Origin of the sequence: Sphaerisporangium viridialbum (assembly GCF_049674955.1) — a bacterium.
Lineage (GTDB): Bacteria > Actinomycetota > Actinomycetes > Streptosporangiales > Streptosporangiaceae > Sphaerisporangium > Sphaerisporangium viridialbum.
Genome location: NZ_CP187232.1, coordinates 2,433,141 through 2,446,896 on the forward strand (window position 1 = coordinate 2,433,141; position 13,756 = coordinate 2,446,896).

At 67.3% G+C, this 13,756-nt stretch carries 12 protein-coding genes; 6 read left to right on the forward strand and 6 right to left on the reverse strand.

Annotated elements, in window-relative coordinates:
* Nucleotides 1-29 precede the first annotated feature (29 nt).
* A complete protein-coding gene (locus ACOZ38_RS10800) occupies nucleotides 30-1,103 on the reverse strand; it encodes a MerR family transcriptional regulator (RefSeq protein ID WP_424530057.1) in 1,074 nt (357 codons plus the stop codon).
* Nucleotides 1,104-1,332: 229 nt separating this feature from the next.
* On the opposite strand from ACOZ38_RS10800, the gene ACOZ38_RS10805 reads away from it, so the two are divergent.
* Complete coding sequence (locus ACOZ38_RS10805) at nucleotides 1,333-1,719, forward strand: RidA family protein (protein ID WP_405145938.1); 387 nt, start codon at nucleotides 1,333-1,335, stop codon at nucleotides 1,717-1,719.
* 274 nt (nucleotides 1,720-1,993) lie between these two features.
* Here the strand turns inward: ACOZ38_RS10805 and ACOZ38_RS10810 are convergent, their stop codons facing one another.
* From ACOZ38_RS10810 to ACOZ38_RS10825, 4 genes are all read right to left on the reverse strand, one after another.
* Entirely contained in the window at nucleotides 1,994-2,995 is a 1,002-nt protein-coding gene (locus ACOZ38_RS10810) for a LacI family DNA-binding transcriptional regulator (protein ID WP_424530058.1), read from the reverse strand.
* Between the two features lie 147 nt (nucleotides 2,996-3,142).
* Nucleotides 3,143-4,018 (reverse strand): carbohydrate ABC transporter permease, encoded by an 876-nt coding sequence (locus ACOZ38_RS10815; protein ID WP_424530059.1) that lies wholly within the window; start codon nucleotides 4,016-4,018, stop codon nucleotides 3,143-3,145.
* A 5-nt stretch (nucleotides 4,019-4,023) separates the two neighbouring features.
* Nucleotides 4,024-4,911: a carbohydrate ABC transporter permease gene (locus ACOZ38_RS10820; RefSeq protein ID WP_424536984.1), complete on the reverse strand. Its 888-nt coding sequence runs from the start codon at nucleotides 4,909-4,911 to the stop codon at nucleotides 4,024-4,026.
* Between the two features lie 2 nt (nucleotides 4,912-4,913).
* Nucleotides 4,914-6,230 carry an ABC transporter substrate-binding protein gene (locus ACOZ38_RS10825; RefSeq protein ID WP_424530060.1) on the reverse strand — a complete coding sequence of 439 codons (1,317 nt, stop codon included), beginning with the start codon at nucleotides 6,228-6,230 and terminating at the stop codon, nucleotides 4,914-4,916.
* Between the two features lie 208 nt (nucleotides 6,231-6,438).
* On the opposite strand from ACOZ38_RS10825, the gene ACOZ38_RS10830 reads away from it, so the two are divergent.
* Both ACOZ38_RS10830 and ACOZ38_RS10835 read left to right on the forward strand, forming a co-directional pair.
* Entirely contained in the window at nucleotides 6,439-8,478 is a 2,040-nt protein-coding gene (locus ACOZ38_RS10830; RefSeq protein WP_424530062.1) for a beta-galactosidase, read from the forward strand.
* 88 nt (nucleotides 8,479-8,566) lie between these two features.
* On the forward strand, nucleotides 8,567-9,664 hold the full coding sequence (locus ACOZ38_RS10835; RefSeq protein ID WP_424530064.1) for a glycoside hydrolase family 53 protein: 1,098 nt from the start codon (nucleotides 8,567-8,569) through the stop codon (nucleotides 9,662-9,664).
* Between the two features lie 24 nt (nucleotides 9,665-9,688).
* Here ACOZ38_RS10835 and ACOZ38_RS10840 read toward each other — a convergent pair whose 3' ends face one another.
* Nucleotides 9,689-10,480 carry an arginase family protein gene (locus ACOZ38_RS10840; protein ID WP_424530066.1) on the reverse strand — a complete coding sequence of 264 codons (792 nt, stop codon included), beginning with the start codon at nucleotides 10,478-10,480 and terminating at the stop codon, nucleotides 9,689-9,691.
* A 660-nt stretch (nucleotides 10,481-11,140) separates the two neighbouring features.
* Here ACOZ38_RS10840 and ACOZ38_RS10845 point away from each other — a divergent pair.
* The 3 genes from ACOZ38_RS10845 to ACOZ38_RS10855 all read left to right on the forward strand — a co-directional run bounded on the left by ACOZ38_RS10845 (nucleotide 11,141) and on the right by ACOZ38_RS10855 (nucleotide 13,723).
* Nucleotides 11,141-12,172, forward strand: coding sequence for a polysaccharide deacetylase family protein (locus tag ACOZ38_RS10845; RefSeq protein WP_424530067.1), 1,032 nt, complete (start codon nucleotides 11,141-11,143; stop codon nucleotides 12,170-12,172).
* Between the two features lie 171 nt (nucleotides 12,173-12,343).
* Nucleotides 12,344-13,345 (forward strand): glycoside hydrolase family 11 protein, encoded by a 1,002-nt coding sequence (locus ACOZ38_RS10850; protein WP_424530069.1) that lies wholly within the window; start codon nucleotides 12,344-12,346, stop codon nucleotides 13,343-13,345.
* A 183-nt stretch (nucleotides 13,346-13,528) separates the two neighbouring features.
* Nucleotides 13,529-13,723: a hypothetical protein gene (locus tag ACOZ38_RS10855; protein WP_424530070.1), complete on the forward strand. Its 195-nt coding sequence runs from the start codon at nucleotides 13,529-13,531 to the stop codon at nucleotides 13,721-13,723.
* Nucleotides 13,724-13,756 lie beyond the last annotated feature (33 nt).

Sequence of the window (13,756 nt, forward strand, 5' to 3'; positions counted from 1 at the left end):
GCGCCCTCGGCCGCCTGAGAAGAGCCCGGTCACAGCGTCACCACATCAGCCACCACACAGGCGATGTTGTCCGGGGCGCCCGCGTCGTATGCCAGCCGCACCAGCTCATCGAGGACCTGCTCAGGGTCCCCCGCGGCGCTCAGGACGCCGCGCAGGGACTCTGCCGCAATGACGGTGGACAGTCCGTCGGAGCACAACAGGTAGCGGTCGCCGGCCACGGCCGTATGCAGCGACAGGTCAGGCCGGGACCCGCCCATGCCCGTGAGCGCACGGACCAGCAATGAGCGTTGCGGATGCGAGGCCGCCTCCTCCGGGCTCAGGCGGCCTTCGTCGACCAGTGACTGCACGTAGGTGTGGTCGTGGGTGATCTGAAAGATCTCGCCGTCGCGCAGCAAATACGCCCGCGTGTCACCGATGTGCACCAGCGCCAGCTGGGAGCCCGACCACAGCATCGCGGTCAGTGTCGTGACCGCCTCACCGGACGGTGCCGATTCGGCGATGCCCTGAATCGCCCGGTCTGCTTGAGTGACCGCATCGGCCAGTGCACCGAGAAGGTCGCCCGCAGGTACGGCCTTCATCTCCAACGGCTTGAGCGCGTCGATGGCCGCCACGCTTGCGAAGCTCCCGCCCGGCCCGCGTACTCCGTCGGCCACCGCCAGCAACCGGGCGCCGGCGTAGGCGACGTCCTCGTTGCTGGTGCGAACCAGCCCCGACTCCGACCGTGCCGCGTACCGAATTCCGATCATGGTATCTGCGTCTTCCACAGCGCTACCCCTTCCTGACAGGTAGTCGACGAGGAAGGTGGCGAGTCGTTCGCGTACGGCGGTGTCGGCCATGACCTGCGCCCAGTAGTCGGCGACCTGCTCGGCCGCCGCCTCCGGCTCCAGGTCGCACACCTGGCGGATGCGGGCCAGCGGCATGCCCAACCGCCGCAACCACGCGATCAACCGGGCCCGCTCCAACTGCGTCGGATCGTAGAAGCGGTACCCCGACTCCCCGTCCACGGCAGCCGGCCGGAGCAACCCGAGCTCGTCATACAGCCGTAACGCCTTCGGCGACAACCGCGCAGCCCGAGCGAACGCCCCGATCGTCAGCAGCCCCACACCCAACCCTCCTCGCGCCGGTCAGGACGACCGGCACCATGATGCTGCGGCTTCACCCAAGGGCAAAGTCCACACCTCACCGTCGGCGAGGCCACGAACAAAGCACAGGAACTGGGCTTTCAGAACACGGGAAGGGTGCGGTGGTCATCGGCGAGGATGAATGGGGGCGATCGTCACCCATTGGCAGCGAAGGCTGGCATGATCTTCCTTTATGGCCATGAATCCACAGATGGAGATTGTCACGCACGACCCGACGGACGGGATATACGCCAGCACCAGCGACTATGTGCACGCGGTGGAAGTCCGCAACGTGCAGCGGCTGCTGTTCGTCTCCGGAACGATGGGACTGGACTCTACGGGCGCAGCCGGGGCTACGCTCGACGAACAACTCGACCTCATCTGGGCCAACCTGCGTGTGATCTTGGCGTCGGCCGGCATGACGGTGGACAACATTGTCCGGCTTACCAGCTACCTGCGTGATGCTTCCTATGCCGAAGCGAATGCGGCAGCCCGGGTGAAGGCGTTGGTCGGCCGTACCGTTCCCACTACGGCGATCGTCGCGCAGACGCTTGTCAGCGACTGGCTGGTGGAGATCGAAGTGGTGGCCGCCGGCTGATTGGAGACTCGGGTGTCAGGAGGCTGCAGACCGCCGGGGCCCTGACGTTCGGTCACACCGAGGGCGGCGCGGCCAGGGAACCCACGTTCTGGCCGCGTGGTGACCATGCGAAATCCGCTGGGGACTACCAGTGCCACAGGCGCAAGATGATCAAGGTCGCGGTGGCCAGGACCACGATGAGCCCGATAGCCGTCATCTGGAGGAATCGGCCCCTCGGTCAACGACGCTCGGTCTACTGAAACATTCAGCATGAGCTCCGCGGCGGCCGGCGAGGTCAGGCGGATTCTCGGGTGATCAGGCGGGTGGGCAGGACCACCGGGCCGACGTGCTCGGTCCCGTCGATGAGCGCGAGCAGCAGCCGCACGGTCTCCTCGGCCACCTGGGCGAGCGGCTGGCGGACGGTGGTCAGCGGGGGATGGGTGGAGACGGCTACCGAGGAATCGTCGAATCCGCCCACCGCGACGTCGTCGGGCACCCGTCGTCCGGCGGCACGTAGTGCGGCCAGGGCGCCCGCGGCCATCAGGTCGGAGGCCACGAAAACGGCGTCGAGATCGGGGACACGCTGGAGCAGCCGGGCCATGGCGCTCTCCCCGCTGGCCTGGGTCCAGTCGCCGTGCTCGACGAGCTTCTTGGACGCCTTGCGGCCTAGCACATCGGCGAATCCTTCCAGGCGCTGGATGCCGCCGGGGGTGTCCATCGGGCCGGTGATGGTGGCGATCTTCCTGCGACCGCGTTCGATCAGGTAGCGGGTCATCTGCCTGGCCCCTTCACGGTCATCGGCCGCGGCGTAGGGGATCACCTGCTCCCTGCCGATGACCGCGCCCAGTGCGACGGTGGGGACCGCGAGGGCCACCAGGGCATCGATCATGCGGTCGCCGGCGTGCGTGGACAGCAGGAACACGCCGTCGGCGTGGCCGCCGCGCACGTAGCGGACCACCCGGTCGCGGTCGCCGTCGTCCCCGGCCACCATCATGACCAGTGAGATGTCCCGGTCCGCGAGACGCCGGACCGCCGTGCGGATGGTCACGCTGTAGTTGGGGTCCTCGAACAGTTTCTCGTGTGGTTCCGACAGCACCATCACCACCGACCCGGTCCGCTGCGTCACCAGGCTGCGGGCGTTGCGGTTGACGATGTATCCGGTCTCGGCGATCGCGCGGCGCACAGCGGCGTGGGCTGCCGTGCTGACGTACCGGTCGCCGTTGAGCACCCGGGAGACCGTCCCCCGGGACACGCCTGCCGCCGCCGCGACATCGTGGATGGTCGGACGCTTCGCCATGCCCCTATTGTTCCCTCGGCGTGGCCGCGCCAGGGCCGCGGGTGGATGGGCCGACCCGGCAGTGGTGTCCTGTGAACGCCGGTCGCCGGACTGTTGGTTCACGTGCCTCCATTCGCGTCGTGGCCCTGCCATGATCCAGGCCCTGGTCTAGCTTTTCACGGCCCCGCTGGACAGATCGGTACGCCAGTAGCGCTGCATGGTCAGGAACAACGTGATCAGCGGGATGAGCGACAACATTGTGCCCGTGATGATCAGGTTGTACAGCGAGGGCTGGTTGGCTCCCGCTGCCAGAAGCGTGTAGAGGCCGATCGTCAGGGGGAACTTCTGATCGTCGCCCAGCATGATGAACGGCAGCAGGAAATTGTTCCAGATCGCGACGAACTGGAACAGGAAGATCGTCACCATTCCCGGGGTCAGCATCGGCAGGGCCACCTGGCGGAAGAGGCGCCACTCGCCCGCGCCGTCCAGTCGGCCCGCCTCCAGCAGCGAGCCGGGGATCGCGGCCTGTGCGTAGATCCTGGCCAGGTAGATGCCGTACGGATTAAGGATCTGCGGCAGCAGCACCGACCAGTAGGTGTCGGCCAGGCCGATCTTGGAGAACAGAAGGTACTGCGGGATCGCCAGTACGACGGACGGCACCAGGATGCCGCCGATGAGCAGGTTGAAGATGAGATTCCGGCCGGGGAAGTCGTACTTGGCCAGGGTGTACCCCGAGATCGTGGACACCGCGGTCGACAGCACGGCGCCGCCTCCGGCGTACAGGACCGTGTTGAGCAGCCAGAGCCAGAAGACGCCGTCACGGTAGGCGAACAGGTCGGTGAGGTTGGACAGCAGGCCGGTGCCGGGTGCGAAGGTCGAGGTGGAGAACAGCTCGGCCTTCGACTTGGTGGCCGCGACGACCACCCAGGCGACCGGGAACAGGGTGTAGATCGCGCCGAGGACGAGCACAGTGGTCGGCACGATCCCGAACGGCCGGCGCGTCGCAGGGCGGGTGTGGCGGGCGGGCCTGGTCAGGGTGGTCACGGCCGTCACGTCTCCCCGAAGGCGCGGCTTCTCACCACGCGCAGGAAACCGAATGACAGGACGAGGGATATCGCGGCGATGACCATGGATGTCGCCGCGGCGGAATACAGGTCGCCGGTGACGAACGCGTCGCGGTAGACCTTCATCAGCGGGCTCCAGGTCGAGCTGATCGTGTTCGTCAGCGGCCGCAGCGTGGTCGGCTCGGTGAACACCTGAATGGTCGCGATGACGGAGAATACGGCGGTCAGGATGATCGCCGGAGTCAGCATCGGAATCTTGATCCTCAGCGCGATCTGCAGTTCGCTCGCACCGTCGATCCTGGCCGCCTCGTAGTAGTCGCGGGGCACGGCGCGCAGCGTCGTGTAGAGCACGAGCATGTTGAAGCCGGTGCCGCCCCAGACCGCCACGTTGGCCATCGAGAATGTCACCGCGCCCGCGCTCAGGAAGGGCCGGTCACCGAACGGGCTGAGGCTGGGCAGGTAGAGGAAGCCCCACATCAGCGTCGCCGCGACGCCCGGTACGGCGTACGGAAGGAAGATGGAGATCCGGGTGAGCCGGGCGAATCGAACGTGCTTCGCGTCGAGCATCAGAGCGAACAGCAGGGCGAGTCCCAGCATGAGCGCGAGCACGAGCGCGCCGTAGCCGATGACCCGCAGCCAGCCCGCCCACAGTTCGCCGTCACCGACGGCGGCGGCGTAGTTGCCGAGCCCGGCGAAGATCTCCTTGCGGGCCCCCTTGCCGAGCCCGAGGCCGGAGACTTTGGTCCGCCGCAGGCTCAGGTAGCCGGTGTAGCCGATCGGCACGGCCATGAACAGCAGGAACAGTGCCATGGCCGGGGCGAGGAACAGGTAGGGCACGGCGCTGGGGCGGGCGCCGTCGCTGCGCTCGGCCATGGTCACTGGGCCAGGGTGAAGCCGGACTTGCGCATGTCCGCGACCGTGACGTCCTGCATCGTCTGGACGGCGGCCGGGAAGCCGGACTTGGCGGCGACGGCCTTGTCGAACGCGTCCTTGTAGGCGTTGTACGTCACGTTGACGTCCGGGCCGAAGGTGAAGCCGCGGGCGGTGGCGCCGATCGCGGCCGCCTGCTGCCAGAAGTCGGGCTGGTTGGAGAAGTAGTCGGGCGTGGTGGTGAGCAGCGAGCCGCCCTTGGTGGAGGCGGGATAGATCGTGCCTTCCTTGATGAGCGCCGTGAGGGCCTCAGAGTCGGTGTTCAGCCAGGCGGCGAACTCGGCGGCGGCGGCCTTGTTGGGCGACTTCGCGGCGACGGCGGTGGAGGAGCCGCCCCAGAACCCGCTGTGATCCTCACCGGCGTTCCACTGCGGCAGCGGGGCGATGGCCCACTTGCCCTTGCCCTTCGGCGCGTTGCTGGACAGCACGCCCGGCCCCCACACGGCCGACGGCCAGGTGAGCAGCGTGCCGTCGTTGAGCGCCTTGTTCCACTCCGGGGTGAAGTACGGCATCGTGTCGATGACGCCCTCCTTCACCAGGCCACCCCAGTAGCCGGCGACCTTCTCGGTGGCCGCGTCGTCGATGGCGACCTTCCAGGCGTCGCCGCTGATCGACCACCACTGGGCCCCCGCCTGCTGGGCGAGCCCGGTGAACCAGCCCGGGTCCTTGCTGGAGAACGTGCCGAGGAACGCCTTGGGGTCCTTCTTGCGCACGGTACGGGCCGCCTGGGCGTACTCGTCCCAGGTCTTCGGGACCTCGATGCCGTACTTCTCGAACAGGTCCCGCCGGTAGTAGAGCATCATGGGCCCGCTGTCCTGGGGGACCGCGTAGACGGCGTCGGTGCCGAGGGTGACCAGGCCCCAGATCCCGTCGCCGAATTCGCCCTTGACCTGTGCGGTCTCCGCCTTGATGTCGGCCACGGCGTCGGCGGCGACGAAGGAGGGCAGCATCTGGTACTCGGCCTGGACCAGGTCCGGTGGGTTGCCCGCCTTGGCGGCGGTCAGGAACTTGGCCGCCGCGTCGTCGCCCCCCGCCTGCTTGCTCACCGTCACCTGAATGTCGGGATGGGTCCGGTTCCACACCGCGGCGATCTTGTCCATGCCCGGCACCCAACTCCAGTAGGTCAGCCTGACCGGGCCGGCGGGTGCCACGCTTCTGCCGGTGGCCGGCGAGGACGGCTCGTCGGAGTTGCCCGAGCACGCCGTGAGGAGCGCGGTGGCGAGGATCGCCACCGCCGTCGCTGCTAGCCGGTTCGTGCGCATGTATTCCTCCAGGCGGATGGCGAGGGGATGCCAGAGGCTGCGGATATCTGGGAACGTTCACAGAGTGGGAGATGCGCCCAATGACGTCAATGACCGTTACGTTGTTGTTAACGTGTGGCATCCATCAGGGAAGATATTCGGCACCTTCTCGGGCGATCGGTTGTGCGCTACTGTGCACGTTCACAGAAGAATTGTTTGAGGGGGAGATGTGCCCGGATACCCCGTCCTGCCCGAGGGCCTCGCGTACGGCGGGGACTACAACCCCGAGCAGTGGCCGGAGGAGGTGTGGCGGGAGGATGTCCGCCTGATGCGCGAGGCCGGGGTGAACCTGGTCACGGTGGGCGTCTTCAACTGGGGACTGATCGAGCCAGAGGAGGGCGAGTACGACTTCGCCCGGCTGGACCGGATTCTCGATCTGCTCCACTCGGCGGGAGTCCACGTCGACCTGGCCACCCCCACATCCTCACCGCCCGCGTGGTTCCGGAGCCGCTACCCGGGCAGCCGGTTGGTGGACCGGGAGGGCCGTGTGCTCGGCGGGGGCTCGCGGCACAGCTTCTGCCCGAGTTCGCCCGACTACGCCGTGGCGTCGGAGCGGGTCGTCACGGCCCTTGCCGCCCGGTACGGCCCGCACCCCGCCCTGGCCATGTGGCACGTGCACAACGAGTACGGCTGGGCCAACGCGCACTGCTACTGCCCGACCTCGGCCACGGCGTTCCGCGCCTGGCTGAGGCACAAGTACGGCGAGATAGGCGCGCTCAACGCCGCCTGGGGCACCACCTTCTGGGGGCTGACCTACGGCTCGTTCGACGAGGTCGAGCCGCCCGCGATGGCGCCCGCCGGCCTCCTCAACGGTCTCCAGCTCGACTTCATGCGCTTCTCCGTCGACGCGCACATCACCTGCTTCCGCAGAGAGCGCGAGGTGATCCGGCGGTACAGCGACCTGCCCGTCACCACGAACTTCATGATCCCGAACTGCAAGCCGATGGACTACTGGCGCTGGGCGGCGGAGGTCGACGTGGTCGCCAACGACCACTACCTCGACGCCGAGCGGGACGACCCGCACATCGGGCTGGCGATGGCCGCCGACCTGACCCGCTCGGTCGCCGGAGGCCGGCCCTGGATGCTGATCGAGCACTCCACCGGCGCGGTCAACTGGCAGCCGCGCAACCTCGCCAAGCGGCCGGGAGAGATGCGCCGCAACAGCCTCGCCCATGTGGCACGCGGGTCCGATTCGGTGCTGTTCTTCCAGTGGCGCGCCTCGCGCTACGGCGCCGAGAAGTTCCACTCGGCCATGCTCCCCCACGCCGGCACCGACTCCCGGATCTGGCGGGACGTGGTGGAGCTGGGCGCCGACCTGCGCAAGCTGGCGTCCTCCCGCGGCTCGCGGGTGGAGGCCGACGTGGCCATCGCATGGGACTGGGAGTCCTACTGGGCGCTCGAGCTGGAGTGGCGCCCCTCGACCGATCTGCGGTTCCGGGAGCGGATGGAGGCCTTCTACGAGGCGTTGTGGCGCGAGCATGTGACCGTCGACTTCGTCCATCCCTCGGCCGACCTGTCCCCGTACAAGCTGGTCCTACTGCCCAGCTCCTATCTGCTCGGCGAGGCGTCGGCCAAGAGCCTGCACTGCTACGTCGAGGCCGGCGGCCATCTGCTCGTGTCGTACTTCTCCGGCATCGTGGACGAGAACGACACCGTCCACGCCGGCCCATATCCCGGAGCGCTGCGCGAGGTGCTCGGCGTGTCGGTCGAGGAGTTCCACCCGCTGCGCGAGCACGAGACGGTCACCTTCCGCCCGTCGGCGGGGACACCCTCGCCCGATCCGGATGCCCGGCCGCGACCCACCGGCCGTATCTGGTCCGAGCGCGTGCGCCTGACAGGAGCGCGGGCCCTGCACGATTTCGCCGACGGGCCCGACGCGGGACACCCCGCGGTCACCCGGCACGACCTGGGCGCGGGCGCCGCATGGTACGTCGCCACCGCCCTCGACCCGCGCGGCGACGGCGCCGAGCACGCCCCCGGTCTACGCGGGCTCGTCGCCCTGGCTCTCGACCACGCGGGCGTGTCCCGGCCACGCGACCTCCCCGACACCCTGGAGATCGTACGGCGGGGCGACCACATCTTCCTCATCAACCATGCGGACGAGCCGGCGACGGTCGACGGGGTGACCGGCACGGGAGTGCTCGACGGCGCCCACTACGCCGGGTCGGCGACGGTGCCCGCCGGAGGGGTCACCATCATCCGCACATAGGCGCCCTCGCCCCGCGCGAACCCTGACCACGCGCGGTGCCGAGGGAAACCGGGGGCCGTCCACAACTCCTCTCCTGACCGGAGGAACCATGAAGAAGATCTTGGCGGCGCTGCTCTTGTGCGCCGCCGCGGCTCTGCCCACCGGACAGACGGCGCACGCCGCGTCCGCCGGCTCCCTGAGCATGCTGGGCGCCGACGTCTCCACGGCGCAGCGTGCTCTGGACCTGGGCGCCAAGTACTACGACGCGAGCGGCAACCAGAGGGACCCGCTGGACATCCTCCAGAGCATCGGCGTCAACTACGTCCGCCTGCGCGTCTGGAACAATCCGGCCAGTGGGTACAACAACCGGGCCAAGGTGCTGGCGTACGCCAAGACGGTCAAGGCCAAGGGCCTGAAGCTGCTGATCGACTTCCACTACTCCGACACCTGGGCAGACCCCGGCAAACAGACCAAGCCGGCCGCCTGGTCCAGCCACGGCATCGGCCAGTTGCAGACCGACGTCTACAACTACACCTACGACGTATGCTCCAGCCTCAAGGCGCAGGGCACCACCCCCGACAGCGTGCAGATCGGCAACGAGATCAACGTCGGCATGCTGTGGAACGACGGCAAGGTCATCAACAATGACTTCACCAACCTGAGCCTTCTGCTCAAGGCCGGGTACAACGCGACCAAGGCGTGCAACAGCGGCACACAGGTGATCATCCATACCGCCGACGCGGACAGCGACGCCAACGCCCGCTGGTTCTACGACGGCATCAGAGCCAAGGGCGTGTCCTGGGATATCACCGGCCTGTCGTACTACTGCATGTGGCACGGCACGCTGTCCAACCTGTCCAGCGTCATCTCGGACATGCGGTCCCGCTACGGCAAGCCGGTCATCGTTGCCGAAACGGCGTACCCGTTCACCTCCGCCAACGCGGACTCCACCGGCAACTCGGTCACGTCCGGGTGCTCGGGATACGCCCTCACCTGGCAAGGGCAAGGTGCGGAGTTCGCCGCGGTGCAGAACACCGCCCGCGGCGCGGGAGCCATCGGCGTCTTCTACTGGGAGCCCACCTGGTACGCGGTGCCCGGCAACGGCTGGGACCCCGCGAACATCAACGGCAGCGGGGACGGCTGGGACAACATGGCCGTCTTCGACTGGACCGGCCATCTCAACCCGAACGTCAGATGGACCCCCTGAGGCGAATCGGCTCTGTCGCGACCGTCAGCGCGTCAGCACGGCCCCCAGCCGGCGGATCACCTCGGCCTCGCCGGGGTTGACGTCGTCGCTGGATGGCGCGTGTTCGGTGATGGCTGCCCCGATGATGTCGTTCACCTGGGAGACGAGGTCGATCAGTCGCTGCGGCTGCACGCCGTTCGGCTCCGGGTAGCAGGTCGCGCCGAAAGCGGTGGGCTCCAGGACGTCCAGGTCGATGTGTACGTACACGGGGCCGCGTAGACCGTCCAGCACGCGCTCCAGGTCGTCGACGCCGTACCTGCGCAGGCCATTCTTCGCGAGGTACTCGTGCTCGGACACGTCGCCCGCCCGCTCTCCGGCGATGATCACTTGCTGTGGTGCCAGCGGCTGCTCCGGCGTGAGGCCTGCCGGCCCGTCTCCGAGCAGTGCGCGTACCACCATCGCGTGGAAGGCACCCGATGGCAGGGACTGCGGGCTGTAGACGTCCGGGTGTGCGTCGATCCACAGCACCGTCAAAGCGTCCCCATAGCGAGCGTGGGCAGCGGCGATAGTCGGGATGTCGACCGCGCAGTCGCCGCCGATGGTGATCACCCGGTCGTCGATGCCGGCCAGTGCCTTCCGCGTCAGCCGCTGGTTCTCCACGAGCGCGTCGAACGCGCGGATCCCGGCGACCTTTTCCCCACCGGTATCAAGCACCGGCACGGTCACCACGGCGTCGGCCGGAACGAGCTCGGCGGCGCGGCGAGCACCGGCCATCAGCCGCGGCGCCTTGCTCGACGCCGAACCTTGCCATTGTGGTACGCAGAGCACAGTCGTCATGCGGCGACACTACGAGACGCCAGAATTAACGGTCTAGGTCGTTCTCATGCTTTCATCAACGGCGAGCCCACCCATGATCGAAGCCATCGCTGCCTCCATCGCCGGCCTTCGTCCGAGGTGGAACGTAAGACAGTTGCAGGACGGCGGTCAACGCCTGTGCCCAATGCGCGGGTGCATGATCTCCACTGGACCGGACAAAACCGGAGCTCACGTAGCCTTCGGCAGGAGCCGGCTGCGCTGAAACTTTCTGAGAAGTGAAGAAACTTTTAGCTCCGCAACGGTCGATCCTGTGGCCGGTCGGTGTCCACCATGGTGGCGACCATCTCCCTTCCGCTCAGGCGGTCGACATCCGCTGGATGCTGGAGGAGCCGCAGTTCAGACTCTCGGCGTCCCGTGCCCGATCTCCGGCAAGTGCATCCACAAGGCCATGTGGCCCACCTCACCGCCCGACCCTGGGTCGCTTGGCCCTAACGCCAGTCTCGAAATATTTCGGGGAATTCATCTGAATTTCACGAGGTCAAGCCGTGCTTAAACGGTTAATCCGTCTGAAATATTTCGTCATCTGATTGACATGTTTCGGCGAAGTACGCAGAATTGCGCACAGGCCGGCCTCCGCACACATGCCACCTCGACGATCAGTGTTCCAGTGGAGGTACAGACATGATCGACAGCGCCATCCCGCACGGCAGGACCCGCGACCGCCTGTCCGGCGTTCGCAAGGCTCTCATCGCCGGCGTGACCGGCATCCTGGGCGCGACCTTCTTCGTGGGCCTGTCGTCCTCTGCCAGCGCCGCGGACTGTAGCGCCGGCTACGTCGGCCTCACCTACGACGACGGCCCGAACCCGAGCAACACCAACAACCTGCTGAACACCCTCAAGTCGAACGGGCTGCGGGCAACGTTCTTCAACATCGGGCAGAACGCGCAGAACAACCAGGCACTGGTCAGGGCCCAGCAGGACGCCGGCATGTGGATCGGCAACCACAGCTACACCCACCCGCACCTGACCCAGCTGAGCAGCTCGCAGATCCAGTCGGAGCTCCAGCGGACCCAGCAGGCCATCCAGCAGGCCACCGGGACCGCGCCGAAGCTGTTCCGCCCGCCGTACGGGGAGACCAACGGCACTCTCAAGTCGGTCGAGCAGCAGCTCGGCCTCACCGAGATCATCTGGGACGTCGACTCCCAGGACTGGAACGGCGCCAGCACCGCCCAGATCGTGCAGGCGGCGGGCCGGCTGCAGAACGGTCAGGTCATCCTCATGCACGACCAGTACGCGACGACGGTCCAGGCGATCCCGCAGATCACCGCGAACCTGCGCAGCCGCAACCTGTGCGCCGGCATGATCTCCCCCGCCACCGGCAGGGCCGTCGCGCCCACCGACGGCGGCGGTACCCCGCCTCCGTCCAGCCCTCCGCCCGGTGGCGGCGGCAGCTGCACCGCGTCGCTGTCCGCGGGCCAGCAGTGGAGTGACCGGTACAACCTCAACGTCTCGGTCAGCGGATCGAGCAACTGGACCGTGACGATGAACGTGCCGTCCCCGGCCAAGATCATCGCGACCTGGAACATCAGCGCCAGCTACCCCAGCGCCCAGGTGCTGACCGCCAAGCCCAACGGCAACGGCAACAACTGGGGTGTGACCATCCAGACCAACGGCAACTGGACCTGGCCGACGGTCTCCTGCCGGGTCGGCTGATCCCTACCCGGCCTACCCGACACACCGCCCGGCGGACTGGCATGCCGCCCGGCCCAGAACGTGGCGTGGCGATCTCCTGGGGCTCGCCACGCCGCACCGGCCAACCCCCCCGCCGGGTCGTATCACGCTGCCTGATCTCCCGGCCGGCCTTCACAAGGAGGAAGCACGCACATGAACGACGCCCTCGCCCACCCGCAGAGCCGCAGACGCGGCCGCACCAGGCTGCTCATCGGCCGTGCCTGCGCCGTAGCGCTGGCCGCGGCCATAACGATGCTGCCCGGCATCGCCAACGCGGCCATAACCACCAGTCAAACCGGCACCAACAACGGCTACTTCTATTCATTCTGGACCGATGGCGGCGGGTCGTCCTCCATGACCCTGGGATCCGGCGGCAATTACAGCACCTCATGGAGCAACGTCGGGAATTTCGTCGCCGGCAAGGGCTGGAGCACCGGCGGACGTAGGACCGTGAACTACTCAGGCAGCTTCAATCCGTCCGGCAATGCATATCTGGCTCTCTATGGGTGGACGAGAAACCCACTCGTGGAATATTACATCGTCGACAACTGGGGCACTTATCGGCCCACGGGAACGTACAAGGGCACGGTCACCAGCGATGGCGGCACGTACGACATCTACCAGACGACGCGAACCAACGCCCCCTCCATCGAAGGCACTAGAACCTTCAATCAGTACTGGAGCGTCCGGCAGTCGAAGAAGACGGGCGGAACCATAACCACTGGCAACCACTTCGACGCATGGGCCCGTAATGGAATGAATCTGGGCAGTCATGACTACATGATCCTCGCAACAGAGGGATATCAAAGCAGCGGGAACTCCAACATAACGGTGGACAGCTCCGGCGGTGGCGGTGGTGGCGGCGGCGGTGGCGGCGGCGGTGGCGGCGGCAGCTGCACCGCGTCGCTGTCCGCGGGTCAGCAGTGGAGTGACCGGTACAACCTCAACGTCTCGGTCAGCGGTTCGAGCAACTGGACCGTGACGATGAACGTGCCGTCCCCGGCCAAGATCATCGCGACCTGGAACATCAGCGCCAGCTACCCCAGCGCCCAGGTGCTGACCGCCAAGCCGAACGGCAACGGCAACAACTTCGGCGTGACCATCCAGACCAACGGCAACTGGACCTGGCCGACGGTCTCCTGCAGCGCGAGCTGACCCCTAACACCCGAAACACCGCACCTGTGGCGCGACGGCCCACGGCCGCCGCGCCACACTGCTGCCGGCTTCTCGTTCGCTGTCGTTGGCGAACGTCCGGTTTCCGCCCACGCCGCTGACCGTCAGCGTCCATGTCGTGGTGCGGGTCGCGGTCTCACCGTGCCCGTGATGGTGACGGTGTAGGTGCCGTTCGGCGTCGACGCCGAGGTGGAGAGCGTGAGCGCCGAGGAGCCGCCCGAGGTCACCGAGGCCGGGTTGAAGTTCGCCGTGGTGCCGCTCGGCAGCCCGGACGCCGTCGTAAGGTTCACCGTCAGGACGGGTACGACATGGTATGACGCTCCTGACCTCGTCGTGATGGGCGAATCGACTTGTGCGTGACGGTATGGCCACCGAAAGGCGCAGTACATACGT

Excerpts from the sequence above, each read along its gene's own strand:
- ACOZ38_RS10805 (WP_405145938.1), top strand. The coding sequence starts at position 1,333 with ATGGAGATTGTCACGCACGACCCGACGGACGGGATATACGCCAGCACC.
- ACOZ38_RS10810 (WP_424530058.1), bottom strand. The coding sequence starts at position 2,995 with ATGGCGAAGCGTCCGACCATCCACGATGTCGCGGCGGCGGCAGGCGTG.
- ACOZ38_RS10820 (WP_424536984.1), bottom strand. The coding sequence starts at position 4,911 with ATGGCCGAGCGCAGCGACGGCGCCCGCCCCAGCGCCGTGCCCTACCTG.
- ACOZ38_RS10825 (WP_424530060.1), bottom strand. The coding sequence starts at position 6,230 with ATGCGCACGAACCGGCTAGCAGCGACGGCGGTGGCGATCCTCGCCACC.
- ACOZ38_RS10835 (WP_424530064.1), top strand. The coding sequence starts at position 8,567 with ATGAAGAAGATCTTGGCGGCGCTGCTCTTGTGCGCCGCCGCGGCTCTG.
- ACOZ38_RS10840 (WP_424530066.1), bottom strand. The coding sequence starts at position 10,480 with ATGACGACTGTGCTCTGCGTACCACAATGGCAAGGTTCGGCGTCGAGC.
- ACOZ38_RS10845 (WP_424530067.1), top strand. The coding sequence starts at position 11,141 with ATGATCGACAGCGCCATCCCGCACGGCAGGACCCGCGACCGCCTGTCC.
- ACOZ38_RS10850 (WP_424530069.1), top strand. The coding sequence starts at position 12,344 with ATGAACGACGCCCTCGCCCACCCGCAGAGCCGCAGACGCGGCCGCACC.